General features: G+C 69.0%; 25 protein-coding genes. 18 read left to right on the top strand and 7 right to left on the bottom strand.

Annotated features, from left to right (window positions below):
• Position 1 precedes the first annotated feature (1 nt).
• The 15 genes from JHB91_RS03100 to JHB91_RS03030 all read left to right on the top strand — a co-directional run bounded on the left by JHB91_RS03100 (position 2) and on the right by JHB91_RS03030 (position 13,759).
• Positions 2-1,243, top strand: coding sequence for an NnrS family protein (locus JHB91_RS03100; RefSeq protein WP_199372637.1), 1,242 nt, complete (start codon positions 2-4; stop codon positions 1,241-1,243).
• A gap of 3 nt (positions 1,244-1,246) precedes the next feature.
• Positions 1,247-1,654, top strand: coding sequence for a SirB2 family protein (locus tag JHB91_RS03095; RefSeq protein WP_199372638.1), 408 nt, complete (start codon positions 1,247-1,249; stop codon positions 1,652-1,654).
• A 78-nt stretch (positions 1,655-1,732) separates the two neighbouring features.
• Complete coding sequence (gene nirK / locus JHB91_RS03090; protein WP_199372639.1) at positions 1,733-3,271, top strand: copper-containing nitrite reductase; 1,539 nt, start codon at positions 1,733-1,735, stop codon at positions 3,269-3,271.
• A 3-nt stretch (positions 3,272-3,274) separates the two neighbouring features.
• Positions 3,275-4,045, top strand: a complete 771-nt coding sequence (locus JHB91_RS03085; RefSeq protein WP_199372640.1) for a formylglycine-generating enzyme family protein — start codon at positions 3,275-3,277, stop codon at positions 4,043-4,045.
• Complete coding sequence (locus JHB91_RS03080) at positions 4,042-4,614, top strand: SCO family protein (protein ID WP_199471392.1); 573 nt, start codon at positions 4,042-4,044, stop codon at positions 4,612-4,614. Before JHB91_RS03085 ends, JHB91_RS03080 begins: the two co-directional genes overlap by 4 nt.
• Positions 4,615-4,813: 199 nt before the next feature.
• Positions 4,814-6,316 carry a cytochrome-c oxidase, cbb3-type subunit I gene (gene ccoN, locus JHB91_RS03075; RefSeq protein WP_199372642.1) on the top strand — a complete coding sequence of 501 codons (1,503 nt, stop codon included), beginning with the start codon at positions 4,814-4,816 and terminating at the stop codon, positions 6,314-6,316.
• Between the two features lies 1 nt (position 6,317).
• A complete protein-coding gene (ccoO, locus tag JHB91_RS03070; RefSeq protein WP_199471391.1) occupies positions 6,318-6,962 on the top strand; it encodes a cytochrome-c oxidase, cbb3-type subunit II in 645 nt (214 codons plus the stop codon).
• Positions 6,959-7,102: a cbb3-type cytochrome c oxidase subunit 3 gene (locus tag JHB91_RS03065; protein WP_199372644.1), complete on the top strand. Its 144-nt coding sequence runs from the start codon at positions 6,959-6,961 to the stop codon at positions 7,100-7,102. The genes ccoO and JHB91_RS03065 overlap by 4 nt, the downstream gene beginning before the upstream one ends.
• Positions 7,099-8,040, top strand: coding sequence for a cytochrome-c oxidase, cbb3-type subunit III (gene ccoP / locus JHB91_RS03060; RefSeq protein ID WP_199372645.1), 942 nt, complete (start codon positions 7,099-7,101; stop codon positions 8,038-8,040). The genes JHB91_RS03065 and ccoP overlap by 4 nt, the downstream gene beginning before the upstream one ends.
• Positions 8,041-8,081: 41 nt before the next feature.
• A complete protein-coding gene (locus tag JHB91_RS03055) occupies positions 8,082-8,333 on the top strand; it encodes a hypothetical protein (protein WP_199472633.1) in 252 nt (83 codons plus the stop codon).
• Entirely contained in the window at positions 8,333-9,889 is a 1,557-nt protein-coding gene (locus JHB91_RS03050; protein ID WP_199471388.1) for a 4Fe-4S dicluster domain-containing protein, read from the top strand. The genes JHB91_RS03055 and JHB91_RS03050 overlap by 1 nt, the downstream gene beginning before the upstream one ends.
• Positions 9,886-10,392: a FixH family protein gene (locus tag JHB91_RS03045; RefSeq protein ID WP_199372648.1), complete on the top strand. Its 507-nt coding sequence runs from the start codon at positions 9,886-9,888 to the stop codon at positions 10,390-10,392. Before JHB91_RS03050 ends, JHB91_RS03045 begins: the two co-directional genes overlap by 4 nt.
• Position 10,393: 1 nt before the next feature.
• Positions 10,394-12,811: a heavy metal translocating P-type ATPase gene (locus JHB91_RS03040; protein WP_343225045.1), complete on the top strand. Its 2,418-nt coding sequence runs from the start codon at positions 10,394-10,396 to the stop codon at positions 12,809-12,811.
• Positions 12,808-13,041, top strand: a complete 234-nt coding sequence (ccoS, locus tag JHB91_RS03035; protein ID WP_199471386.1) for a cbb3-type cytochrome oxidase assembly protein CcoS — start codon at positions 12,808-12,810, stop codon at positions 13,039-13,041. The genes JHB91_RS03040 and ccoS overlap by 4 nt, the downstream gene beginning before the upstream one ends.
• Positions 13,031-13,759, top strand: a complete 729-nt coding sequence (locus tag JHB91_RS03030) for a sulfite exporter TauE/SafE family protein (RefSeq protein WP_199372650.1) — start codon at positions 13,031-13,033, stop codon at positions 13,757-13,759. Before ccoS ends, JHB91_RS03030 begins: the two co-directional genes overlap by 11 nt.
• 41 nt (positions 13,760-13,800) lie before the next feature.
• On the opposite strand, the gene arsB is transcribed toward JHB91_RS03030, so the two are convergent.
• Together arsB and JHB91_RS03020 are read right to left on the bottom strand one after the other, a co-directional pair.
• Entirely contained in the window at positions 13,801-14,841 is a 1,041-nt protein-coding gene (gene arsB, locus JHB91_RS03025) for an ACR3 family arsenite efflux transporter (protein ID WP_199472631.1), read from the bottom strand.
• Between the two features lie 47 nt (positions 14,842-14,888).
• Positions 14,889-15,239 (bottom strand): metalloregulator ArsR/SmtB family transcription factor, encoded by a 351-nt coding sequence (locus tag JHB91_RS03020; protein WP_199471384.1) that lies wholly within the window; start codon positions 15,237-15,239, stop codon positions 14,889-14,891.
• Positions 15,240-15,256: 17 nt separating this feature from the next.
• Here JHB91_RS03020 and arsH point away from each other — a divergent pair, with 17 nt between their 5' ends.
• A complete protein-coding gene (gene arsH, locus JHB91_RS03015; RefSeq protein WP_199471382.1) occupies positions 15,257-16,012 on the top strand; it encodes an arsenical resistance protein ArsH in 756 nt (251 codons plus the stop codon).
• Between the two features lie 2 nt (positions 16,013-16,014).
• Positions 16,015-16,437 carry an arsenate reductase (glutaredoxin) gene (arsC, locus tag JHB91_RS03010; protein WP_199471381.1) on the top strand — a complete coding sequence of 141 codons (423 nt, stop codon included), beginning with the start codon at positions 16,015-16,017 and terminating at the stop codon, positions 16,435-16,437.
• A gap of 34 nt (positions 16,438-16,471) precedes the next feature.
• On the opposite strand, the gene JHB91_RS03005 is transcribed toward arsC, so the two are convergent.
• The 5 genes from JHB91_RS03005 to ald form a co-directional block, all read right to left on the bottom strand.
• Positions 16,472-17,782, bottom strand: coding sequence for a replication-associated recombination protein A (locus JHB91_RS03005; RefSeq protein ID WP_199471379.1), 1,311 nt, complete (start codon positions 17,780-17,782; stop codon positions 16,472-16,474).
• 98 nt (positions 17,783-17,880) lie between these two features.
• Positions 17,881-18,594 (bottom strand): hypothetical protein, encoded by a 714-nt coding sequence (locus tag JHB91_RS03000; RefSeq protein WP_199471377.1) that lies wholly within the window; start codon positions 18,592-18,594, stop codon positions 17,881-17,883.
• A 139-nt stretch (positions 18,595-18,733) separates the two neighbouring features.
• Positions 18,734-19,357 (bottom strand): outer membrane lipoprotein chaperone LolA, encoded by a 624-nt coding sequence (gene lolA / locus JHB91_RS02995; RefSeq protein WP_199471376.1) that lies wholly within the window; start codon positions 19,355-19,357, stop codon positions 18,734-18,736.
• A gap of 101 nt (positions 19,358-19,458) precedes the next feature.
• On the bottom strand, positions 19,459-21,825 hold the full coding sequence (locus JHB91_RS02990) for a DNA translocase FtsK (protein WP_199471374.1): 2,367 nt from the start codon (positions 21,823-21,825) through the stop codon (positions 19,459-19,461).
• 44 nt (positions 21,826-21,869) lie between these two features.
• Positions 21,870-22,952 (bottom strand): alanine dehydrogenase, encoded by a 1,083-nt coding sequence (ald, locus tag JHB91_RS02985; protein WP_199372657.1) that lies wholly within the window; start codon positions 22,950-22,952, stop codon positions 21,870-21,872.
• 163 nt (positions 22,953-23,115) lie between these two features.
• On the opposite strand from ald, the gene trxB reads away from it, so the two are divergent.
• A complete protein-coding gene (trxB, locus tag JHB91_RS02980; RefSeq protein ID WP_199372658.1) occupies positions 23,116-24,069 on the top strand; it encodes a thioredoxin-disulfide reductase in 954 nt (317 codons plus the stop codon).
• Positions 24,070-24,082: the final 13 nt, after the last annotated feature.

The following is a 24,082-nucleotide window of genomic DNA, read 5'->3' as shown; positions in this document are numbered from 1 at the left end:
CATGGCCGTTGCCCCCACCACGGCACGCGACGGCGCCACGGCGCCGCTCGCGAGGCTGGCCGTCGCGCCGCACCGCCTGCTGTTCTTCATCGGCACCGGCAACCTGCTGCTGGCGATGGCGTGGTGGACGGCGTGGCTGGTGTCGTCGCGCTGGCCGCAGCTGCTGCAGATGCACCAGCCCGAGCCCTACGCGGGCTGGCTGCATGCGCTGGTGATGCAGTACCAGATGCTGCCGAGCTTCATCTTCGGTTTCCTGTTGACGGTGTTCCCGCGCTGGATGGCCCTGCCCGATGCGGCCCGCTGGCATTACGTGCCGGTGGGCCTCGGCCTGTTCGGTGGACAGGTCGCCACTCTGGCCGGGGCGCTGGGCGCTCCGGCGGGCATCGAAGTCGGGATCATCATGACGCTGGCCGGATGGACTGCAGGCCTGTGCTTCCTCGGCGACCAGGTGGTGCGCGAACGCGGCACGACCTGGCACGCGCGCTCATGCTTCGCGGCGCTGGTGCTGGGCTGGATCGGCATCGCGGCGTTTGCGGCCACCCTGCTCGGCGCGTCGCCGCAGTGGATCTTCGCCAGCATCAAGATCGGTACGTTCGGGCTGCTGCTGCCGGTGTATCTGACGGTGGCGCACCGGATGTTCCCGTTCTTCGCCGCCAACGTGGTGCCGGGCTACGTGGCCTGGCGCCCGCTCTGGTTGCTGGCCGCGTTCTGGGTAGCCTGCCTGGCGCACCTCGGTCTGGAGTTGGTGCATGCGTACGCCTGGCTATGGCTGGCCGACCTGCCGCTGCTCGCGTTGTCATTGACCGCGCTGTGGCGCTGGTGGCCGCGCGGTCCCAAGCCCGGGATCCTCGCGGTGCTGTTCCTCGGTCTGGCGTGGCTGCCGGTCACGTTCGCGTTTTACGCGGCGCAAAGCCTGGTCTACTTCGCCGGCGAGGGCTTCATACTCGGGCGCGCACCCGCGCATGCGCTGTTCGTCGGTTTCTTCGGAAGCGTCCTGGTGGCCATGGTGACGCGGGTCACGCAGGGCCATTCGGGACGGAAGATCGAGATGCCCGGGGTGGCCTGGTTCGCGTTCGCAGGGATCCAACTGGTGACCGTGGCGCGCATCGCGGCCGACGTCGTGGATGATGCGGCCGCATGGTGGGCACTGGCCGCGGCCGGCTGGCTCGTGGCGTTGGCGCCATGGGTGTTCCGGCTGGGGCGGATCTACCTGTCGCCACGTGCCGACGGCAAGCCGGGGTAAGCCATGATCGAGTTCTATCCACAGATCAAGTCGGTGCACGTAGCCACGGTGGTGGCCAGCGGCCTGCTGTTCGCCGCGCGCGGACTGCTGGTGCAGGTCGGGCAGCCGCGCCTCGCACTCGCCGCGCCAGTGCGTTACCTGAGCTACACCATCGACACCACGCTGCTGACCGCAGCGCTGATGCTGCTCACCATCCTGCCCGGCGCGATGTTCGCCAACGGCTGGCTGGTGGCCAAGGTCGTGCTGCTGGTGGGCTATATCGTGCTTGGCACATTCGCGCTCAAGCGTGGGAACTCGCCGCGCGTGCGCCTGGCCTGCTACCTGGCGGGCTTGGCCGTGTTCGCATTCATATATACGATCGCCCGTACCCACCATCCGACGGGCATCTTCTGGCTGCTGTTCGCGGCCTGACCGTCCGACCCGCCCACGGATGATGTGTATCGCGCAGTCCCGTTTCCACAAGCCAGCCGATCGCCAGGAAATCAAGCCATGAAGGGTGCAGCCAGCAAGACCACGATTCTCGTCGCGGCGTTCGCCGCGCTTCTACTCGTCGGCTGCGACAGCGGCGAGCGCGCTCCCGCTTCCGGCAAGTCCGGGCAGGCCGCGACAACCGCCAAGAAGGACACCGGTGGCTCGCGCAAGGGCGACTTCGGGCCGCCGCAGGGCGAGCCGGTCAAGGCCGTGCTGACCTCGCCGCCCCACGTGCCGCCAGCTACCGGCCGCAGCCACCCGGCCAAGGTCATCGTCGAGCTCGACGTCATCGAAAAGGTGATGCCGATCTCCGAGGGTGTCGATTACACCTTCTGGACCTTCGGCGGCACGGTGCCCGGCAGCTTCATCCGCGTGCGACAGGGCGACACGGTGGAATTCCACCTGCGCAACATGCCCGACAGCAAGATGCCCCACAACATCGACCTCCACGGCGTGACCGGCCCCGGAGGCGGCGCGGCCTCCAGCTTCACCGCGCCGGGCCACCGCACTCAGTTCACCTTCAAGGCGCTCAACGCCGGGCTTTACGTCTACCACTGCGCCACCGCACCGGTCGGCATGCACGTCGCCAACGGCATGTACGGCCTGATCCTGGTCGAGCCGCCGGAGGGGCTGGCCAAGGTGGACCGCGAGTATTACGTGATGCAGGGCGACTTCTACACGACCGGAAAGTACCGCGAAAAGGGCCTGCAACCGTTCGACATGGAGCGGGCGATCGATGAAAACCCGACCTACGTGCTGTTCAACGGCAGCGAAGGCGCCATCACCGGCGACAACGCGCTGGCGACCAAGGTGGGCGAAACGGTGCGCCTGTACGTCGGCAACGGCGGCCCCAACCTGGTGTCGAGCTTCCACGTGATCGGCGAGATCTTCGACAAGGTCTGGTACGAGGGCGGCACGCACTTCCAGGAAAACGTGCAGACCACGCTGATCCCGGCGGGTGGCGCGGCGATGATGGAGTTCCACATGGAAGTGCCGGGCAGCTACGTGCTGGTCGACCACAGCCTGTTCCGCGCCTTCAACAAGGGTGCGCTCGGCATCCTCAAGGCCGACGGTCCGGAGAACAAGGAGATCTACTCCGGCCTCGAGGTCGACGAGATGTACATCGGTGACCGCGCGCTGCCCAACCTCGCCGCCGTCTCCACTGCGGCGGCCGCGCAGAAGACCGGCGAGCTGACGGTCGAGGAACAGATCGCGGCCGGCAAGGCGCTGTTCTCGGGCACCTGCTCGACCTGCCACATGCCCAACGGCGAAGGCATGGCGGGCGTGTTCCCGCCGCTGGCGAAGTCGGACTACATCGCGGCCGACCCCACGTCGGTGGCGCGGGTGATCCTGCACGGCCTGGAGGGCAAGGTGACCGTCAACGGCACCGACTACAACTCGATCATGCCGCCGATGTCGCAGCTGACCGACGACGAAGTCGCCAACATCTCCACCTACGTGCTCAACACCTGGGGCAACCCCGGTGGCCGCGTGACCAAGGCCGAAGCCGCGACCATCCGCAAGACCAAGCCCGCCAACGCCTCGGCTGGCCACTGAGCCATGCGCCGCCTCGCCGCGCTGCTGCTCCTGCTCCCCCTCGCCGGCCTCGCCGCCGGCGGCGGGGACTACGTGAAGCTGCCCGGCGGGGCGTTCCGCACGGCGCTGAAGTACGAAGACCGGACCGGGCCCACGCGCATCGCGCCCTTCGCGATGATGCGCACTCCGGTCAGCAACGCACGGTTCCTCGCGTTTGTCCGCACGCATCCGGAGTGGCGGCGTGACCGCGTCGCCTCGGTGATGGCCGAACCCCGCTACCTGTCTCACTGGGCAGGCCCGGTGTCGCTTGGCGAGACCGCGCGCCCGGACCAGCCGGTGGTGCAGGTCAGCTGGTTCGCCGCGCAGGCCTACTGCGAGGCCGAAGGCGCACGGCTGCCCACCTGGGACGAGTGGGAGTACGCAGCGGCGGCGGACGAAACCCGCACCGACGCCCGCCGCGACCCGCGCTGGCGCGAGCGCATCCTCTCCTGGTACTCGCGCCCGTCCAACGCGCCGCTGCAGCGGGTCGGATTGCAGGCGCCGAATGCCTATGGCGTACAGGAACTCCACGGCCTGGTCTGGGAATGGACCGAAGACGCCTCGGCACTGATGATCGCCGAGGACAACCGCAACCAGGGTGACGCCGACAATGCGCGCTTCTGCGGCGCCGGTGCGCTGTCGATGGACGATCGCGACAACTATGCGGTGCTGATGCGGGTGGCCATGCTGTCCTCGCTCGGTGCGCGCGATACCACTGCCAACATGGGCTTCCGCTGCGCGAAGGACCTGCCATGAACAAGTTGCTGGCCATCGTCGGCCTGTTGCTGCTGCTGGCCTGCGCGAGCGTCTCAGCGGCCCAGCCGCCCAAGGACTCGGTCTACGCCCTCCCGCTGCCGCTGGTGGACCAGGACGGACGCAGCTTCGACTGGCGCGAGCGGCGAGGGACCGTGCAGCTGGTGTCGATGTTCTACACCTCGTGCCAGTACATCTGCCCGCTGATCGTCGACAGCGGCAAGGCCATCGAGCGCCAGCTGTCCGCGGCGGAGCGCGCACGCCTCGGCCTGTTGCTGATCAGCATGGACCCGGCGCGCGACACGCCCGCCGCGCTCAGGAAAGTGGCCACCCAGCGCAAGCTCGACACCACGCGCTGGACGCTGGCTCGGCCGCGGCCACAGGACGTGCGCAGCATCGCCGGACTGCTCGGCATCCGCTACCGACTGCTGGAAGACGGTGAGTTCAACCACACCAGTGCGCTGGTACTGCTGGATGCGGAGGGGCGCATCATCGCCCGCACGGAGCGGATGGGCAGCCGCCCGGACGCCGATTTCATGGCGGCGGTCAAGCTCGCGCTTGCAACGGACTGACCTGTAGCGGGCCGGAGGTGGGCCCCCTCCAGGAGGGGGGGCGTCTATAATGCGCGGTGCAACGCCGCCGACTCGCGCCTGGCGGGCGCATGCGCAATGCCTCCGCCGCCGCCTCCGCGGGCCATGCATTGATCGCGATCAATGTCGCGCCCCGACGGGCAGCCGAGAATACACACCAAGCAACCAAGGTCACCACACAATGTCCTCGCCCCCCGCCATCGCTCTGGCCACGCCCGCCAGCGGCCAGGAAGCAGCCAGGTCCGGCTATTACAACGACAAGGTGGTGCGCCAGTTCACGGTCGCGACCGTCTTCTGGGGCATCGTCGGCATGGCCGTGGGCGTGTTCATCGCCGCGCAGCTGTACTGGCCGACGCTCGGCGAGGGCATCCCGTGGCTGAGCTACGGCCGCCTGCGCCCGCTGCACACCAATGGTGTGATCTTCGCGTTCGGCGTCTGCGCCCTGTTCGCCACCAGCCTGCACGTGGTGCAGCGCACCTGCCACGTCCGCCTCATCTCGGACAAGCTGGCATCGTTCGTGTTCTGGGGCTGGCAGCTGGTGCTGGTGCTCGCCGTCATCACCCTGCCCCTGGGCATGACCCAGGGCAAGGAGTACGCCGAGCTCGAGTGGCCCATCGACTGGCTGCTCACCGTGGTCTGGGTGGCTTACGCGGTGCTTTTCTTCGGCACCATCGTCAAGCGCCGCGTGCAGCACATCTACGTCGCCAACTGGTTCTTCGGCGCGTACATCATCACCATCGCCCTGCTCCACATCGTCAACAACATCGCCATCCCGTCGGGCCTGGGCAAGTCATACCCGGTGTACAGCGGCGCGGTCGACGCGATGGTGCAGTGGTGGTACGGCCACAACGCGGTCGGCTTCCTGCTGACCACGGGCTTCCTCGGCATGATGTATTACTTCGTGCCCAAGCAGGCCGGGCGCCCGGTCTACTCCTACCGCCTGTCGATCGTGCACTTCTGGGCACTGATCGCGGTGTACATGTGGGCCGGCCCGCATCACCTGCACTACACCGCGCTGCCGGACTGGGTGCAGTCGGTGGGCATGGTGTTCTCGCTGGTGCTGCTGGCGCCCAGCTGGGGCGGCGCGATCAACGGCATCATGACCCTGTCGGGTGTCTGGTACAAACTGCGCACGGACCCGATCCTGAAGTTCCTGATCGTCGCGCTGTCGTTCTACATGATCGCCACGTTCGAGGGGCCGATGATGTCGATCAAGACGGTCAACTCGCTGTCGCACTACACCGACTGGACGATCGGCCACGTGCACGCCGGCGCCCTGGGCTGGGTGGCCATGATCACCATCGGCTCGATCTACTCGCTGATGCCGCGCGTGCTGGGCCTGAAGGAGATGTACTCGATCAAGTGGATCGATACCCACTTCTGGCTGCACACCGTCGGCGTGGTGTTCTACATCGTCGCGATGTGGATCGCCGGCGTGATGCAGGGCCTGATGTGGCGCGCCACCAACGCCGACGGCACGCTGACCTACAGCTTCGTCGAGTCGCTCAACGCCACCTATCCCTACTACCTCGTTCGCCTCGGCGGCGGCGTGCTGGTGCTCGCCGGCATGCTGCTGATGGCGGTCAACACCTGGAAGACCTTCCAGATGGCGAAGGCCCCGGCCCCGCAGCCGGTGATGCCGCCCGACCCCGCCGACGCGCGCGCTTCCAGCCAGGTTGCCTGACATGAGTGAAAACAAGATTCCCCCGCCTCCGAACCCGCACGCGAAGATCGAGAGGAACGTCGGCCTGCTGATCGGGCTGGTCGCGATCGCCGTTTCGTTCGGTGGCCTGGCCGAGATCGTGCCGCTGATGTACCAGGCAGAAGCCATCGAGCCGCTGCCTGGCGTCGAACCCTATCCGGCGCTCGAGCTGGCCGGGCGCGACGTCTACGTCCGCGAGGGTTGCTACAACTGCCACTCGCAGATGGTCCGCACCCTGCGCTTCGAGTCCGAGCGCTACGGCCACTACTCGCTCGCCGGCGAGTCGGTCTACGACCGCCCGTTCCAGTGGGGCTCCAAGCGCACCGGGCCGGACCTGGCGCGCGTGGGCGGCCGCTATTCGGACGACTGGCACCGCGTCCACCTGATCGACCCGCGCGCGGTCGTGCCCGAGTCCAACATGCCGTCCTTCCCGTGGCTGGCGGATGCGGAGGTCAACGCCGAGGCGGTTGCACGCAACATGCGCAGCCTCAGGCGCCTGGGCGACCCCTACAGCGACGAGGACCTCGCCGGCGTGGCCGACGCGGTCGCCGGCAAGACCGAACTCGACGCGGTCGTGGCCTACCTGCAGGGGCTGGGCAAGCACGCACCCACGGGAGCGGCGCAATGATCGGCGGGTTGATCAGCCTCGCGCTGCTGCTGCTCTTCGTCGGCAGCTGGATCTGGATCTGGAGGCCTGCGTACAAGGCCGAGTTCGACGCGGCCGCCAGGCTGCCCCTTGAGGACGATTCCGAGGAGCCCGGGCAATGACCACCGGTTGGAGCATTTACGTCATCGCGCTGGTGTTGCTCAACCTCGCGGGGTGCTGGGCGCTGCTGAGGTGGACGAGCCGCCGCCACCCGGGCGATCCCAAGCCCGAGGACACCGGCCATGTCTGGGACGGCGACATCACCGAGTACAACAAGCCGCTGCCGCGCTGGTGGATCATCGGCTTCTACCTGACGATCCTGTACGCGATCGCCTACCTGCTCTGGTATCCGGGCTTCGGCAACTTCAAGGGCTTCGGCAACTGGAGCTCGGCCATCGAGCACGACGCGGACAAGGCCACGCAGGACGCGGTGCTGGCTGAAACCTTCCGGCCCTACGACGGCCGTGCGATCTCCGAGCTTGCCGGCGACCCGCGCGCGGTCGAACTGGGACGGGCGATCTTCGCCAACACCTGCGCCACCTGCCACGGCTCGTCCGCGCAGGGTGCGGTGGGCTACCCCAACCTCAGCGACGACATCTGGCACTGGGGCGCGTCGGAAGATCGCATCCTCGAGACCATCCTCGACGGCCGCCAGGGCGTGATGCCGGAATGGGGCACGGTGCTCACCGGCATGGGCGGCAACAACGCCGTGCTCTCCGTCGCCACCTACGTCCGCGCACTGGCCGGCGACGTCCCGGCGAACGACTTCTTCGCCGCACAGGGCAAGGGCCTGTACGAGGGCGTCTGCGTCGCATGCCACGGCATCGACGGCAAGGGCAACCAGGACCTCGGCGCGCCCGACCTGACCGACGGCTACGCCATGTACGGCAACTCGGTGGAGTCGATCATGGAGACCGTCAACAAGGGCCGCCACGGCGTCATGCCGGCGCATCGCGAACTGCTGGGCGAAACCCGCTCGCGGCTGGTGGCGTCCTATGTGTGGTCGCTGTCCAACCCCGAGGCCACGCCGAGCCAGGGCCAGCCGCTGGGCGCGCAGTGAGCAACCTGCCCGGCCCCGGGTTCGACCATCCGCCGCGCCCCATGGCGCAGCGGGTCGGCGCGATCCTGTGGCCGAGCTTCTTCGCCGCGGCCGTGGCGACGATGGTGTTTTCCGCCTTCGTCGACCCGCTCATGCTGCGTGACATCACCTTCCCGGATGTCGAGATCAGTCGCAGCCTGGGCTATTCGATCGCGTTCTTCATGTTCTGGGTGGCCACCGCGGCCTCCAGCCTGTTCACGTGGATCCTGCTTCGCCCGGCCAGCCGGTTCAACAAGGCGCTCTCCCCAGACTGATGAACCGCCGTATCCCCCTGGAGCTCGCCGGCGACGATGGCGGCTCGATGTATGTCAGCGAGCGCAAGGTCTATCCGCGCGAAGTTTCCGGACGCCTCAACACCCTGCGCGTGGCCGCCGTGTTCTGGCTGCTCGGCATGTTCTACGTGTTTCCGTGGCTGCGCTGGGACGGCCGCCAGGCGGTGCTGTTCGACCTGCCGGCGCGCAAGTTCCACGTGTTCGGGCTCACGTTCTGGCCGCAGGACTTCCTGTTCCTCGCGCTGCTGCTGATCATCGCGGCGCTGGCGCTGTTCTTCTTCACTGCGCTGGCCGGACGCCTGTTCTGCGGCTACGCCTGCCCGCAGACGGTGTGGACCGAAGTCTTCCTGTGGATGGAGCGCTGGACCGAGGGCGAGCGCAACAAGCGCATGCGGCTCGACGCCGGCCCCTGGACGCGCGAGAAGCTCCTGCGCAAGGGCGCCAAGCACACGCTGTGGGTGGTGTTCGCGCTGTGGACCGGTTTCACGTTCGTCGGCTTCTTCACGCCCATCACCGACCTGGCCGCTCGACTGCCTACCCTGGCCTGGGGTGGCTGGGAAACGTTCTGGGTACTGTTCTACGCGCTCGCCACCTGGGGCAATGCCGGCTTCCTGCGCGAGCAGGTGTGCAAGTACATGTGCCCCTACGCGCGCTTCCAGAGCGCCATGTTCGACCGCAACACCCTGATCATCGCCTATGACCCGATGCGCGGTGAACCGCGCGGCCCGCGCAGGCGTGGCCTGGGCAGCGTGGCGCAGCGCGCGCGCGGCCTGCTCGACCAGATCACCGCCTACGACTACGTGTTCCGTGCCGCGCTGCATCCGACCGCGGCCGACAACCGCGTGCAGGCCGCGGGCACGATCACGCTCGGTGGCATCGGCGAGGTGGCGGAGCCGCTGCCGAAATTCGCCACCGAGGCGCTCGGCGACTGCATCGACTGCACTATGTGCGTGCAGGTCTGCCCGACCGGCATCGACATCCGCAACGGTCTTCAGTACGAGTGCATCGCCTGCGGCGCCTGCATCGACGCCTGCGACGACGTGATGGACAAGATGGGCTTCGAGCGCGGCCTGATCCGCTACAGCACCCAGAATGCGATCGACAACAAGCCCACGCGTGTGCTGCGTCCGCGGGTGCTGGTGTACGGCGCGCTGCTGCTGGTGCTGTCCGTCGCCTGGGTCGCGGGCGTGAACATGCGCAGCCCGCTGATCGTCGAAGTGCTGCGCGACCGCAATGCGCTCTACCGCGCGGTGGGCGGCGGCGAAGTCGAGAACGACTACACCATCAAGCTGGTCAACAAGACTGACCAGGCCGGCACCTACCGCATCGTGATCGAAGGTGGCGCGCCCGGCATCGAGCTGCGCGGCAGCGGCCTGGATGCGGTGCACGCCGGCCCGCAGCAGGTGATCAGCGTCCCGGTGATCGTCGTCGCGCCGGATTCCCTCAAGGGTCGCCACTCGCTGACCTTCCGCGTCGAAACCGCCGCCGGCGATGCCAGCGAGACGGTCGACAGCAGCTTCTTCGGACCCATGCCATGACTGAACAGCAGAAACGTCCCTTCTGGCGCGAGCCGATGATGTGGCTCGTGATCGGGCTGCCGCTGTTGTCGGTGGTCGCCGGCGTGATCCTGGTCGGGCTGGCGACCCGCGACGCCAGCGATTCGGTGGGCGACGTCGTCCAGCGCACCGCGCAGATCCAGGTCTCCGACCTGGGGCCTGACGCCCGCGCCCGCGAGCTCGGCCTGAGCGCCATCGTCCGCATCGACGAGGGCTACGTCGAAGTGCTGCCGGTGACCGGCAAGTTCGACCGCACGCAGCACCTTCGCGTGCTGCTGCGCCACCCGACCCTCGCCGCGGACGACATCGAACTGAGCGCGCTGCCGGGCGAGCACGGCTGGCGCACCGGGGCGGAAGTCGCGCTCGACCACGACTGGAAGCTCGAGGTGATGCCCGAAGGCAGGCCGTGGCGCCTCCAGGGACGCCTGCCCAAGGGCCAGCGCGCCGCCCACGTGAAGCCGGCCATCTCCGGCGAGCAGCCGTAACGTGAACGCGGGCGCGGTCGCCACGGCCGCCGCCGTGGGCGGCACGCCCGCCACCATCGCGGGCTGCTTCCACTGCGGCGAAGCGTTGCCGGCCGCGCCGGCCACCGCGCGCATCGATGGCGAACCGCGTCGCTTCTGCTGCGACGGCTGCGCCGCCGCCGCGCAGTGGATCCGCGACGCGAGCCTCGAGGACTATTACCGCCTCCGCACCGCGTCGGGCGGTCGTGCCGCGACCGATCTCGAAGCGCAGCTGGCCGCGTTCGACCGCGACGATGTCCAGGCCGGGCACGTGCGCGACATGGACGGCGGCCGCGAGATCACCGTGCTCACCGACGGCATGCGCTGCGCCGCCTGCGCCTGGCTGGTCGACCGCGCGGTCGCGCGCGAGCCCGGCGTCCGCGAGGTCGTCGCCAACGCCGTGACCGGCCGTATCCGGATCGCCTGGGATCCGGCGCGCACCACGCTTTCCGGCCCGCTGCGGCGCCTGGCCGCGCTCGGCTACGTGCCCTACCTCGCCTCGGGCATCGCCCGTGAACGCGCGCGCCGCGCCGAGCGCAACCGCGACCTGCTGCGCATGGGCATCGCCGGCCTGGCGTCGATGCAGGCGATGATGTTCGCGGAGGCGCTGTACCTGGACATCTACCAGCAGATGCCGGTGCCCACGCGCGATTTCCTGCGCTGGATCACCTTCATGGTGTCGACGCCGGTGGTGTTCTGGTGCGGCTGGCCGTTCATCGCCGGCATGCTGCGCGAGCTGCGCAACCGCCACCTCGGCATGGACACGCTGATCGCCAGCTCCACGCTGCTGGCCTATTTCGCCAGCGTGTTCGAGACGCTGCGCGGCGGCACGCACGTCTGGTACGACGCCGCGGTGATGTTCGTGTTCCTGCTGCTGGGCGCGCGCATGCTGGAACAGCGCGCGCGGCGCATCGCCGTGGCCCAGGTCGACACGCTCGCGCGTGCACGCCCCGAGCTGGCGACGCGCGAACTGGCGGACGGCAGCCGCGAGGTGGTGCCGACTGCCGCCCTGCTGCCCGGCGACATCGCCTGCATCGCGGCTGGCGACACCGTGCCCGCTGACGGCACGCTGATCGATGCCACCGCGCGGTTCGAAGAGGCGCTGCTGACCGGCGAAGTCCATCCGGTGCTGCATGCGCCAGGCGACACGATCTACGCCGGCACCGTCTGCCGCGAAGCCCCGGCGCGCATGCGCGTCGAACAGGTGGGCGCCGGCACCCGGCTGTCGGAGCTGGAGTGGCTGGTGGAACGCGCGCAGTCGCATCGCCCGCGCGCGGCGCAACTGGCCGACGCGTTCTCCAGCCGCTTCGTAGCCGGCATCCTGGTGGCGGCGGTAGCGGTGTACATCGGCTGGCGGATCCACGATCCGTCGCGTGCGCTCGAGGTGACCATCGCCCTGCTGGTGATCAGCTGCCCCTGCGCACTCTCGCTGGCGGTGCCCACCGCGCTCGCCGTCGCCCACGGCACGCTGGCGAAGCTCGGCGTGCTGTCGACCGATGGCGAGGCGCTTGGCTCGCTCGCCGCGGCGACCGATATCGTCTTCGACAAGACCGGCACCCTCGGCAGCGGCCGGCCGACGCTGGCGCGCGTGGAGGCCTTCGGCGGACTCGATGTCGAAGACGCGCTCGGCATCGCGACGGCGCTGGAGCGCGACAGCCTGCACCCGATTGCCCGCGCATTCGAAGGCCGGGACGCCGGCCTGGCCGTGGCTGCGGTGGAAGAACACGCGGGCCTGGGCATTGCCGGTACCGTCGAGGGGCGCGCCTGGCGGATGGGTCGCGCCGACTTTGCCGCCGGACGGGTCGACGACGGCGCGCTGTGGCTCGGTGACGGCACGCAGGCTGCCGCCCGCTTCGCCCTCGAGGAGCCAGCGCGTGCCGATGCGGCGCCGGCGATCGCCGCGCTCCGCGACCTGGGCGTGGAAGTGCACCTGTCGAGCGGCGATGCCGCGACGACGGTGGTTGCGTTCGCCGACATGCTCGGCATCGACCATGCGGCTGCGCGCCAGTCACCCGAGGACAAGCTCGACGGCGTGCGCGCGTTGCAGGCCAGAGGCAAGGTGGTGGCCATGGTCGGTGACGGCCTCAACGACGCACCGGTGCTGGCCGGAGCCGATGTCTCGATCGCGATCGGCAGCGGCGCCGCCCTCGCCCACCGCGCCGCCGGCCTGGTGCTCACCGCGCCCTCGCTGCTGCGCATTCCCGCCGCGATCGGCCTGGCGCGCCGCACGCGCGCCATCGTGCGCCAGAACCTGGGCTGGGCGCTGGGCTACAACCTCGTCGCCATTCCGCTCGCCGCGGCTGGCCTGGTCACGCCCTGGGTGGCGGCGCTGGGCATGGCGGTGTCGTCGCTCATCGTCACCCTCAATGCGCTGCGCCTGGCGCGGACACGCGCGCCATGAACGTCCTGCTGTTCCTCATCCCGGTGAGCCTGGTGCTGCTGCTGCTCGCGGTCTGGGCGTTCCGCTGGGCGGTGCGCAAGGGCCAGTTCGAGAACCTCGACGCGGCAGCGATCGATATCCTGCGCGACGACAGCAACGACCGGGCGCTGGGTGAGGATGCGCCACGCAACGCGCAGGCCCTGGACGCGGACAGCAACGGGCCACCTGGAGGCACCGACCGTGCCGACTGACTGGCTGGCCATCGGGGCCGCGCTGCTCGCCGGCCTGCTGGGGGGCGTGCACTGCGCGGCCATGTGCGGCGGAATCGCCACCGGCTTTTCGGCGATGGGCGGCCGCAACGGCTGGTGGCCGGCGCTGCAGCCCAACCTCGGACGCGTCGGCGGCTATGTCGCGGCGGGTGCGATCGCCGGAGCACTCGGCGGCGGCATCCTCGCGGTGGCGCGCAGTCCGTGGATCGCGTTCGGCGCGCGCATGCTGGTCGGCGTGGTGCTGGTGGTGGTCGCGCTGCGGCTGCTCGACCGCAAAGGTCGCCTCGGCTTCCTCGGACGCCCGGGGTCGGCGATCTGGCAGCGCCTGCGCGCGTTGCAGCGCCCCTTGCTGCCAGCCGACACCCTCGCCAAGCGCCTCGCACTTGGCGTGCTGTGGGGCTGGATGCCGTGCGGCTTGAGCACCACCGTGCTCGCCGCGGCCTGGCTGCAGGCCGATGCGCGCAACGGCGCCCTGACCATGGCCGCGTTCGGCCTGGGCACCTTGCCGCTGATGGTGTCGCTGACGTGGTCGGGCGCGCGCATCGGCCAGTACCTGCAGCGCGGCTCGTGGCGTCTGGGACTCGGCTTGGTGGTGCTCGCCGCCGGCGTGCTGACCATGGTTGCGCCATGGCTGATGCACATTCCGGCGCTGGCGGGGCCGCTGGCGGCGCTCGGCTGCCTGCCACCGCCGACGCGCTGAGAGAGGTCGGCGTCCGGCCCCGGACGGCCGACCCGCCGCACTCAGGACGGGCGGTTCGCAGCACCCGCCGCGTACCAGCCCTTGCTGGAATTGACGATCCGCACCACGGTCAGCATCACCGGCACTTCCACCAGCACGCCGACCACGGTGGCCAGCGCCGCGCCCGAATGCACGCCGAACACCGCCACGGCCGTGGCGACGGACAGCTCGAAGAAGTTGCTTGCGCCGATCAGCGCCGAGGGGCCGGCGACGCAGTGCGCCACGCCCAGCCTGCGGTTGAGCCAGTACGCCAGGCCGCTGTTGAAATACACCTGGATCAGGATCGGGACCGCGAGCATCGCGATGATCAGCGGCTGCTCGACGATCTGCCGTCCCTGGAAGGCGAACAGCAGCACCAGCATCAGCAGCAGTGCAGCCATCGACACCGGGCCCAGCCGTTTCAGGGTGGACTGCAGTGCGACTTCGCCGCCGCGCCGCAGCAGCCAGCGGCGCAGGAGCCCGGCGATCACCACCGGCACCACGATGTACAGCGCCACCGACAGCAGCAGCGTCGACCACGGCACGGTAATCGATGAAATGCCCAGCAGCAGCGCCACGATCGGCGCAAACGCGAACAGCATGATCAGGTCGTTGAGCGCCACCTGCCCCAGGGTGAACTCCGGCTCGCCATCGCACAGGTTGCTCCAGACGAAGACCATCGCCGTACAGGGCGCGGCGGCGAGCAGGATCAGACCGGCGACGTAGGAGTCGAGCTGCGCGGCCGGCAGGTACGGCGCGAAGACATGGCGGATGAATACCCAGGCAAGCAACGCCATCGAAAACGGCTTGACCGCCCAGTTCACGAACAGCGTGACGCCCATGCCGCGCCAGTGCCTGCCGACCTCGCGCATCGCGCCGTAGTCGATCTTCAACAGCATCGGGATGATCATCAGCCAGACCAGCACGGCGACCGGCAGGTTGACCCGGGCGATCTCCATCGCACCCAGCGCCGCGGATGCAGACGGGAACACGTAGCCCAGCCCGGTGCCCACCGCGATGCAGGCCAGCACCCACCACGTCAGGTGGCGTTCGAACGGTCCCATGCGCTGCGCCAGAGGGGTGCGGGGGATGACGCCTTCGCTGACGCTGCTCATGCGCGGGCCCGCCCCTTCCTGGCCGTGACCGCTGCAGCGCCCGGAGGCTGGCAGCGCGTCGGGTCACCGCCGCAGCAGTTGCGCGTCAGGAACTCGACCAGGCCGTTCATGGCCTCGAAGTCGGCGCGGTAGCAGATGTGGCGGCCGCGCGGCTCTCCCTGGATCAGGCCTGCAGCGCTGAGTTCCTTGAGGTGGAATGAAAGCGTCGCGCCGGGCAGCGCCAGCGCCTCGGCGATCTCGCCGGGCATGCGTCCGTCGGGGCCGGCCTCGACCAGCAGTCGAAAGATAGACAGGCGGGTGGGTTGCCCGAGGGCGGCCAGCGCTGTGGTTGCGTTCTTCAGTTCCATGTTTCTAGAATACTGGAATGAAACCGAATGAAGCAATCGCCCGGGTGCCCTCCGATCTCGCCAACCTGGCTCCCGCGGCGGTGGACATCCCCGCGCACGACAAGCTGGGCATGGACGGAGCCGCGCACCCTCCGCGGATCCTGATCCTGTACGGCTCGCTGCGTCCGCAGTCCTACAGCCGCAAGCTCGCGCTCGAGGCGGAACGCCTGCTGCGCCACTTCGGAGCCGACACCCGCGTCTTCGATCCCCACGGGCTGCCGCTGCTGGACAGCGTGGGTGACGACCATCCACGGGTGCGAGAGCTGCGCGAATGGTCGCAGTGGTCCGAGGGCCAGGTCTGGGTGAGCCCGGAGCGCCACGGCACGCTGACGGCTGTATTCAAGAACCAGATCGACTGGTTGCCGCTGGAGCAGGCCGGCATGCGACCGACCCAGGGACGCACGCTGGCGGTGATGCAGGTCTGCGGCGGCTCGCAGTCGTTCAACGTGGTCAACGCCCTGCGCCAGCTGGGCCGCTGGATGCGCATGGTGACCATCCCCAACCAGTCGTCGGTGCCCAAGGCGTGGCAGGAGTTCGACGAAGCCGGCCGGATGAAGCCCTCCCCCTATTACGACCGCGTGGTCGACGTCATGGAGGAACTGGTCAAATTCACACTGCTGGTGCGCGGCCGCAGCGACTACCTCACCAGCCGCTACAGTGAGCGCAAGGGCGACCTGGCCGCGCTGAAGCTGGCAGCGGCGTCAGGCGCTGTTGCAACGTCAGCGGAGAGCTAGCCATGCACGCGGTCATCTATCACAACCCTTCCTGCGGCACGTCGCGCAACACGCTGGCGCTGATCCGGCATGCCGGAATCGAACCGGTGGTCATCGAGTACCTGCGGGATCCGCCCACGCGCGAGCGCCTTGTCGAGCTGATCGCGGCCGCGGGCCTGGACATCCGCGGCGCCCTGCGACGGAAGGGAACGCCGTACGACGCACTCGGGCTCGACGATCCCGCCTTGTCCGATGCGCAGCTGCTGGACGCGATGCTGGCGGAGCCGATCCTGATCAACCGTCCGTTCGTGCAGACGGCGCTGGGCACGCGCCTGTGCCGGCCCTCTGAAGTGGTGCTCGACATCCTGCCGCCGGTGTCCCGCCCGTTCACCAAGGAAGACGGCGAGGTGGTGATCGACGACAGCGGGCGCCGGGTTCGCGAGTAGCGGCCGCCGCACGGACCGCGGCACGAAATGGCGGTTACTTCCGCCGCGCCCGGATCCGCTCCAGCTTCTCGCGCAGCTTGATCTCCAGGCCGCGCTCCACCGGGCGGTAGTACACGCGCTCGCCCATCGCGTCCGGAAACCCGGTCTGGTCCGCGGCGATTCCGCCTTCCAGGTCGTGGTCGTACTGGTAGCCCTTGCCGTAGCCGAGCTGCTTCATGAGTTTCGTCGGCGCGTTGCGCAGGTGCATCGGCACGTCCGTGGTGCCGTGCGCCACCACGTCGCCACGCGCCTCGCCGAAGGCGACATAGGCGGCGTTGGACTTGGCGGTGCTGGCCAGGTAGATCGCCACCTGCGCCAGCGCGAGGTCGCCTTCCGGGCTGCCAAGGCGGTCGTGCGCGTCCCAGGCTTCCAGCGCCATGGTCAGCGCGCGCGGATCCGCGAGGCCGATGTCCTCCACCGCCATCCGCGTCAGGCGGCGCGCGAGATAGCCGGGATCCGCGCCGCCGTCGAGCATGCGCGCCAGCCAGTACAGCGCGGCGTCGGGGTTGGAGCTGCGCACCGATTTGTGCAGCGCGGAGATCTGGTCGTAGAACTGCTCGCCGCCCTTGTCGAAGCGGCGGCTGCGGTCGGCCAGCACCTGCGCGAGGGTGGCGTCGTTGATGGTGCCGCCCTCGCCCGCCAGCTCGGCGGCGATCTCCAGCAGGGTGAGCGCGCGGCGCACGTCGCCATCCGCCGCCGATGCGATCAGTGCCAGCTGTTCGTCGCCGACGACGATGCCGCGCCCGCCAAGGCCGCGCCGCGGGTCCTCGAGCGCACGCTGCAGGGCCAACACGATGTCATCGGCCGATACAGCCTCGAGCACGTGCACGCGGCAACGCGACAACAGCGCGGAATTGAGTTCGAACGAGGGGTTCTCGGTGGTCGCGCCGACGAACACGATCGTGCCGCGCTCGATGTGCGGCAGGAACGCATCCTGCTGCACCTTGTTGAAGCGGTGCACCTCGTCGACGAACAGCACCGTGCGCCGCCCGCCGGCGAAACGCTGCTCGGCCTCGGCCAGTACCTTGCGCACCTCGGGCAGCCCGGAGAGCACCGCCGAGATCGCCTTGAACTCGGCGTCGGCATAGTCGGCGAGCAGCAGCGCCAGCGTGGTCTTGCCGCACCCGGGCGGCCCCCACAGCACCATCGAATGCACGTTGCCGGCCTCGATGGCGCGCCGCAGGGCCGAGCCTTCCGCCAGCAGGCGGCGCTGCCCGACCATCTCGTCGGGCGTGCGCGGGCGCATGCGCTCGGCCAGCGGGCGCATGGCGAGCGCGGTGTCGTCTTCGGGCAGGAGGCCGGGCATGTCGGCGTCCGGGACTGGCTTGCGGGGCAACGTCGCATCCGGGTGTGGACCGGGCGACAAGATAGCAAGTGGCGTGTTGGCCGCGTGCCCGGGCCGCCTCAGTAGCTCGCGACGGGCGCCATGGGATCGACACTGATGTTGGCGCCCAGCTCCTGGCGCACGCGCAGCCAGGTCGCATCGCGACGGTCGTACACGGCTTCGACGTGGGCGCTGGTGTTGCCGCCGGTGCCGAAGTCGGCGATGCCGCGGGCGTCGATGCGTACGAACCGCGAACCGGTCTCGACGCTGTTGATGGCGTCGAACTGCAGGTAGACGCGACCCGCGCCGGGCAACTGCTCGAGTTCGGTGGCCAGGCGCTCCTCGAGCTCCGCCACCAGCGTCGCGTCGTTGGGCACTTCACGCTCGCCATCGCCGCCAAGCTGCACGTCGGGCCAGCCGGCGCTGGCGAACAGCGTGTCGTAGCGCGTGCGGTACTGGAATGCGAGCCAGTCGCCGTCGCCGGTGGTGGCGTCGGCCATGGCGCTGGCGCCAATGCGGACCCGGCCGCTGCCGCTCACCACCTGGTCGCGATCGCTCTCGGCGACCACCTGCGCGCTGTCGAGCCGCACGTCGACCATCGCGTCGCCGAACTCCGCGCCGAGCGCACCGACCAGTGCGGCGGCCACCGCATTGCGGACGTCATCGCCCGCCGGCTGCGGCGCGATGGCGGCGCCCTGCTCCGCTGTGGCCGGCTCCGTATCGCCAGCCTGCGCCAACGCGGCCCCGCCGGGCGCGGCAAGAAGCAGGCCCAGTACGAGGCAGCGGAACGGCATGGGGCACAACAGCGGCATGCGATACGGGCGTGAAGTCGGCGGCGACACTGTCCATAACGCAGGAACGGCGCCACGGGGGCCACCCGTGACGCCGTCCTGGTTGGTGCCGCTCCGGCGCGGCGAGGCCGCGCTGCGGGCGTCAGCCTTCGCCGATCACGTCAACGCCCGGGCCGGGCGTGTACCTGAACGTTCCCGCGCCGAAACGAGGGTTGCGCTTCCAGCCGCTGAACGCGATCTCGGTGCGCTGGCCGAGAGTGTCGACAACCTCCATGCGCGCCAGGCCCGCGCTCGAGAACCCGAGCCTTGCACTGGCAAAGCCCGCTTCCGCCTGCTTGGGCGTGAGCAGCAGCCACGACAGGCCATCCGCATCGCCTGCCTCGCGGACGTTGTAGTCGCGGTCGAGCCGCGACGGGTCGATCAGTGCGGCCAGCGGGCTGTCCTGCTCCCCGGCGCCCTGGGGACGCACGGTGACCTGCTCCAGGTCGGGATCGTGGATCCAGACCTTGCTGCCGTCGGCGACGATCAGCTGCGCGTACGGCTTGACGTACTCCCAGCGGAACAGGCGCGGCGCCGACATCGCCACGCGGCCGCTCGAGGTTTCCTTGATACGGCCGTCGGCGTCGAACACCTTCTGCACGAACTGGCCATCGAGGCCCTTCAGGCCGCGCGTGAAGCCATCCAGATTGTCGCGGGCGCCGGCAAACGCGGTGCCGGTGGCGAACAGCGCGACGAGCGCGAGCAGCCAGAAACGGGTACGGATCATGGGGAAGGCTCCGTGGAAAGAGGGCGGCGCAAGTGTGCGGCGGGATCGCTGAATGCGGGATCACGCACACGCGGGTAATCGGCTCGCCGTGACAGCAGCGTTTACTTTGGCGGGGGCGGCGCCAGCACCGAGCGGTCGCCGTTGTGCTCGGGCGGCGTGACCACGCCGGCCGCTTCCATCGCCTCGACCAGGCGCGCGGCGCGGTTGTAGCCGATCTTCAGCCTCCGCTGCACGCCGGAGATCGACGCACGACGGGTTTCGGTGACCACGCGCACCGCTTCGTCATACAGCGGATCGCTTTCATCGCCGGCGCTGCCGCTGCTTTCCGGAAGCCCGCTGGCACCGACCACGATGCCGTCGCCCATCGACTGGATCTCTTCCAGCACGCCTTCGACGTAATCCGGACCGCCGCCGGCCTGCCTGAGATGCTCGACCACGCGGTGCACTTCCTCGTCGGACACGAAGGCACCGTGCACGCGCTCGGGCATGGCCGTGCCCGGCGGCAGGTACAGCATGTCGCCGTGGCCAAGCAGCGTTTCCGCACCGGATTGGTCGAGGATGGTGCGCGAGTCGATCTTGCTCGACACCTGGAACGCGATGCGCGTCGGGATGTTGGCCTTGATCAGGCCGGTGATCACGTCCACCGACGGCCGCTGCGTGGCCAGGATCAGGTGGATGCCCGCGGCGCGCGACTTCTGCGCCAGGCGTGCGATCAGCTCTTCCACCTTCTTGCCGACGATCATCATCATGTCGGCGAATTCGTCGATGAAGATGACGATGAACGGCAGCGGCTCGAGCGGCTGCGGCGCCTCGTTGAGTTCGGGATTGGGCTTGAACAGTGGATCGAGCAGCGGCTGGCCGCTGTCCTGCGCGTCCTTCACCTTCTTGTTGAAGCCCGCCAGGTTGCGCACGCCGACCGCGCTCATCAGCTTGTAGCGGCGCTCCATTTCCGCCACGCACCAGCGCAGGCCGTTGGCAGCCTCCTTCATGTCGGTGACCACCGGCGCCAGCAGGTGCGGAATGCCCTGGTAGACGCTCAGCTCGAGCATCTTCGGGTCGATCATCAGCATGCGCACGTCCTTGGCGGACGCCTTGTACAGCAGGCTCAGCACCATGGCGTTCACCGCCACCGACTTGCCGGAGCCGGTGGTGCCGGCCACCAGCAGGTGCGGCATGCGTGCCAGGTCGGCGACCGTCGGCCGGCCGGCGATGTCCTTGCCCAGCGCCAGGGTGAGCGGGCTGCCGGACTTGTCGTATTCCTTGGAGCGCAGCAGCTCGGAGAGGTAGATCATCTCGCGGTGCGTATTGGGCGTTTCCAGCCCGATCACCGACTTGCCCGGGATCACGTCGACCACGCGCACCGACTTCACGCTGAGACCGCGCGCGATGTCCTTGTCCAGCGAACTGACCTGGCTGACCTTCACGCCGGGCGCGGGTTCGATCTCGAAGCGGGTGATCACCGGCCCCGGGTAGGCGCCCACGACCTGCGCATCGATGCGGAAGTCCTTTAGCTTGAACTCGATCTGACGGGACAGCGTTTCCAGCGTGTCTTCGTCGTAGCCCTTGGCCTGCGGCTTGGGATCGTCGAGCAGGGCCAGCGGCGGAATGCCGGTGCCGTCGGGGACATGGAACAGCGGGATCTGCTGCTCGCGCTTGGCGCGCTCGCTTTTCTCCACGACCGGTGCCGGCGGTGGCTCGATCCGCACCGGCGCGCGCGTCTTGCGCAGCTCGCTGTCGATCTTGCGGACTTCGGTGCGCTCCTCGCGCTTGGCGCGCGCTTCCTGCCAGTCGACCGCCTGCTTGCTGCCGCGGCGGAACAGTTCGGGCAGGCGCAAGACCCAATGGCCGATGGCGTCCATCACCCTGAACCATGACAGCCCGGTCGCCAGGGTCACCGACACCAGCAGCAGCGCCAGCAGGAACAGGTTGCCGCCCACCGGGCCGAACGCCGAATACAGCGAGTTGCCGACCAGGCGCCCGAGGATGCCGCCGCTGCCTGCCGAGTAGCCTTCGACCGCGCCGATGCGCAGGAACAGCAGCCCCGTCGACGACACGATGAACCCGACAATGCCCACTAGACGCAGGGCGGGGCCGAGATCCGCCTCGCCATCACCATCGGTGTCCATACCGAACAGGGCAATCCAGGCCACGGCACCGAGGATCAGCGGCAGCACGAACGCGACATGGCCGAACAGACCCAGCAGCACGTCGGCCACCCAGGCACCGACGCGGCCGCCGGCATTGTTCAATGGCGCAGTCAGGCTGCCGGAATGCGACCAGCCGGGATCGGTCTGCGAGAACGTCACCATGCAGACCAGCAGGTAGACCAGCAACGGCGCGATCGCGATCAGCGCGATGTCGCGCAGCAGCTTCTGCCGCCGAGGGTTTGGCGCCGCGGGCGCGGCCTTGTCGGCGACAGCCTTGCGCTGCCGCCTGTTGCCGCGTTCCGCTACCGGGCGTGCTGCCACGTGTGATCAGACCTTAAGATTATCCCGCAATGGGATGATTCTACTCACGATTTGCCCGAAAGGGCCATGTCGAGCAGCGCCGGGTGCACCAGCTTGCCCGCCTCGACGTTGACGCCGCGCGCCAGCGCCTCGTTGTTGCGCCACCCCGGACCCGCCGCAAGTTTCGCTACCCACGGCAGGATCGCGGCGCAGATCGCCTGCGACGAGGTCTGCGGCACCGCGCCCGGCATGTTGGTCACGCAGAAGTGGGTCACGCCCTCCTCCACGTAGGTCGGATCCTGCCACGTGGTCGGCCGCGAGGTCTCGAAGCAGCCACCCTGGTCGATGGCGATATCGACCAGCACGCTGCCCGGCTCCATGACCTTGAGCATCTCGCGGGTCAGCACGTGCGGCGCGCGTGCACCGGTCACCAGCACCGCGCCCACCACGAGGTCTGCCGAAGCGACTTCGTGTGCGACGAGATCGTGGTAGGGGTACAGCGCGGTGACGTTGTTGCCCAGGCGCATCATCTCTTCCATGCGGTCCTGGCGCATCTCGAACACGGTGACGTTGGCCCCCGTCGCGGCGGCAAGCGACGCGGCGGCGCCGCCGGCCTTGCCGGCGCCGAACACGACCACCTTGCCGCGTGAGGTGGACGGTAGCCCGCCGAGCAGCACGCCCTTGCCGCCCCGTGGCTGGTGCAGCAGGTTCGTGCCCACCTGGGTCGCGATGCGTCCGGCGATCACCGACATCGGCGCCAGCAGCGGCAGTTCGCCGTTGGGCAGCTCGACGGTCTCGAAGGCGATCGCGGTGAGGCCGATGTCGAGCAGCCGGCGCGTCAGCGCGGGCTCGGCGGCGAGGTGCAGGTAGCAGAACAGCAGATGGTCCCCGCGCAGGTGCTCGAGGTCGCCCGCGACCGGCTCCTTCACCTTCACGATCATCTCGCCTTTCGCGTAGAGATCGGCGGCACCGGCGGCGATGTTGACGCCGAGCGCGGCGTAGTCCGCGTCGGCAAAGCCGGACTTCACGCCAGCGCCAGTCTCCAGCCAGACGTCATGGCCGCGCTTGACCAGGTCGCCTGCAGCGGCCGGCACCAGCGCGACGCGACCTTCGAGCGTCTTGGTTTCTTTCGGAACACCGATTCGCATGCGTCGCTCCTGCACAAAAAACGCCGCGTCAGCGGCGAGTCGTCGTTTGCGGCAAGGAACCCAGCGTTGCGGTGAGCCGCAGCCTGCGCGCCTTGTCATGCTGCCGTGGCGCCGCCAAGCTATGCGCTTCCCAACGCCATGTTTCCATGGCTCGCGAGTATACATGAGCACTTCCAAGCACTGCCGCCTGCTGATCCTCGGTTCCGGCCCCGCCGGCTGGACCGCCGCCGTCTACGCCGCGCGCGCAAACCTCAAGCCCGTGCTGGTCACGGGGCTGCAGATGGGCGGACAGCTGATGACGACCACCGAGGTCGACAACTGGCCCGGCGACGCCCATGGCCTGATGGGCCCGGACCTGATGAATCGCATGCAGGCGCATGCCGAGCGCTTCGATACCGAGGTCGTGTTCGACCAGGTGCACAGCGCGGACCTGTCGCAGCGTCCGTTCCGGCTGACCGGCGACAGCGGCGAGTACACCGCCGACGCGCTGATCATCGCGACCGGCGCGACCGCCAAATACCTGGGGTTGCCCTCCGAAGAAGCCTTCAAGGGCCGCGGCGTGTCGGCCTGCGCGACCTGCGACGGCTTCTTCTACAAGGAGCAGGACGTTGCGGTGGTCGGTGGCGGCAACACCGCCGTCGAGGAGGCGCTGTACCTGTCCAATATCGCGCGCACCGTGTACCTGGTGCATCGCCGCGATTCGCTTCGCGCCGAGAAGATCATGCAGGACAAGCTGCAGGCGAAGATCGATGCCGGCAAGATCGTGCCGGTCTGGCACCACGTGGTCGACGAAGTGCTCGGCGACGAGGCCGGCGTGACCGGCCTGCGCCTGAAGTCGGTGCAGGACGACAGCACCCGCGAGATCGCGGTGCACGGGTTCTTCGTGGCCATCGGCCACACGCCCAATACCTCGCTGTTCGAAGGCCAGCTGGCGATGAACAACGGCTATCTGGAGATCCGTTCTGGACTCGCCGGTGGCGCCACCGAGACGTCGGTCAAGGGCGTATTCGCCGCCGGCGACGTCGCCGACCAGGTCTATCGCCAGGCGATCACCTCGGCGGGCTTCGGCTGCATGGCCGCGCTCGATGCGGAACGCTTCCTCGACAAGGATGCCTGAGGCGCGGCGCGCG

The organism is Luteimonas sp. MC1828 (assembly GCF_016461615.1).
Classification (GTDB): Bacteria; Pseudomonadota; Gammaproteobacteria; order Xanthomonadales; family Xanthomonadaceae; genus Luteimonas.
The sequence above is the reverse complement of the archived record's forward strand: the minus strand, read 5'-3'. Positions and strand labels throughout refer to the sequence as shown.

Bases quoted from the DNA above. Each gene is read 5' to 3' on its own strand.
- JHB91_RS03100 (WP_199372637.1), top strand. From the start codon at position 2: ATGGCCGTTGCCCCCACCACGGCACGCGACGGCGCCACGGCGCCGCTC.
- JHB91_RS03095 (WP_199372638.1), top strand. From the start codon at position 1,247: ATGATCGAGTTCTATCCACAGATCAAGTCGGTGCACGTAGCCACGGTG.
- nirK (WP_199372639.1), top strand. From the start codon at position 1,733: ATGAAGGGTGCAGCCAGCAAGACCACGATTCTCGTCGCGGCGTTCGCC.
- JHB91_RS03085 (WP_199372640.1), top strand. From the start codon at position 3,275: ATGCGCCGCCTCGCCGCGCTGCTGCTCCTGCTCCCCCTCGCCGGCCTC.
- JHB91_RS03080 (WP_199471392.1), top strand. From the start codon at position 4,042: ATGAACAAGTTGCTGGCCATCGTCGGCCTGTTGCTGCTGCTGGCCTGC.
- ccoN (WP_199372642.1), top strand. From the start codon at position 4,814: ATGTCCTCGCCCCCCGCCATCGCTCTGGCCACGCCCGCCAGCGGCCAG.
- ccoO (WP_199471391.1), top strand. From the start codon at position 6,318: ATGAGTGAAAACAAGATTCCCCCGCCTCCGAACCCGCACGCGAAGATC.
- JHB91_RS03065 (WP_199372644.1), top strand. From the start codon at position 6,959: ATGATCGGCGGGTTGATCAGCCTCGCGCTGCTGCTGCTCTTCGTCGGC.
- ccoP (WP_199372645.1), top strand. From the start codon at position 7,099: ATGACCACCGGTTGGAGCATTTACGTCATCGCGCTGGTGTTGCTCAAC.
- JHB91_RS03055 (WP_199472633.1), top strand. From the start codon at position 8,082: ATGGCGCAGCGGGTCGGCGCGATCCTGTGGCCGAGCTTCTTCGCCGCG.
- JHB91_RS03050 (WP_199471388.1), top strand. From the start codon at position 8,333: ATGAACCGCCGTATCCCCCTGGAGCTCGCCGGCGACGATGGCGGCTCG.
- JHB91_RS03045 (WP_199372648.1), top strand. From the start codon at position 9,886: ATGACTGAACAGCAGAAACGTCCCTTCTGGCGCGAGCCGATGATGTGG.
- ccoS (WP_199471386.1), top strand. From the start codon at position 12,808: ATGAACGTCCTGCTGTTCCTCATCCCGGTGAGCCTGGTGCTGCTGCTG.
- arsB (WP_199472631.1), bottom strand. From the start codon at position 14,841: ATGGGACCGTTCGAACGCCACCTGACGTGGTGGGTGCTGGCCTGCATC.
- JHB91_RS03020 (WP_199471384.1), bottom strand. From the start codon at position 15,239: ATGGAACTGAAGAACGCAACCACAGCGCTGGCCGCCCTCGGGCAACCC.
- arsH (WP_199471382.1), top strand. From the start codon at position 15,257: ATGAAACCGAATGAAGCAATCGCCCGGGTGCCCTCCGATCTCGCCAAC.
- arsC (WP_199471381.1), top strand. From the start codon at position 16,015: ATGCACGCGGTCATCTATCACAACCCTTCCTGCGGCACGTCGCGCAAC.
- JHB91_RS03005 (WP_199471379.1), bottom strand. From the start codon at position 17,782: ATGCCCGGCCTCCTGCCCGAAGACGACACCGCGCTCGCCATGCGCCCG.
- JHB91_RS03000 (WP_199471377.1), bottom strand. From the start codon at position 18,594: ATGCCGTTCCGCTGCCTCGTACTGGGCCTGCTTCTTGCCGCGCCCGGC.
- lolA (WP_199471376.1), bottom strand. From the start codon at position 19,357: ATGATCCGTACCCGTTTCTGGCTGCTCGCGCTCGTCGCGCTGTTCGCC.
- ald (WP_199372657.1), bottom strand. From the start codon at position 22,952: ATGCGAATCGGTGTTCCGAAAGAAACCAAGACGCTCGAAGGTCGCGTC.
- trxB (WP_199372658.1), top strand. From the start codon at position 23,116: ATGAGCACTTCCAAGCACTGCCGCCTGCTGATCCTCGGTTCCGGCCCC.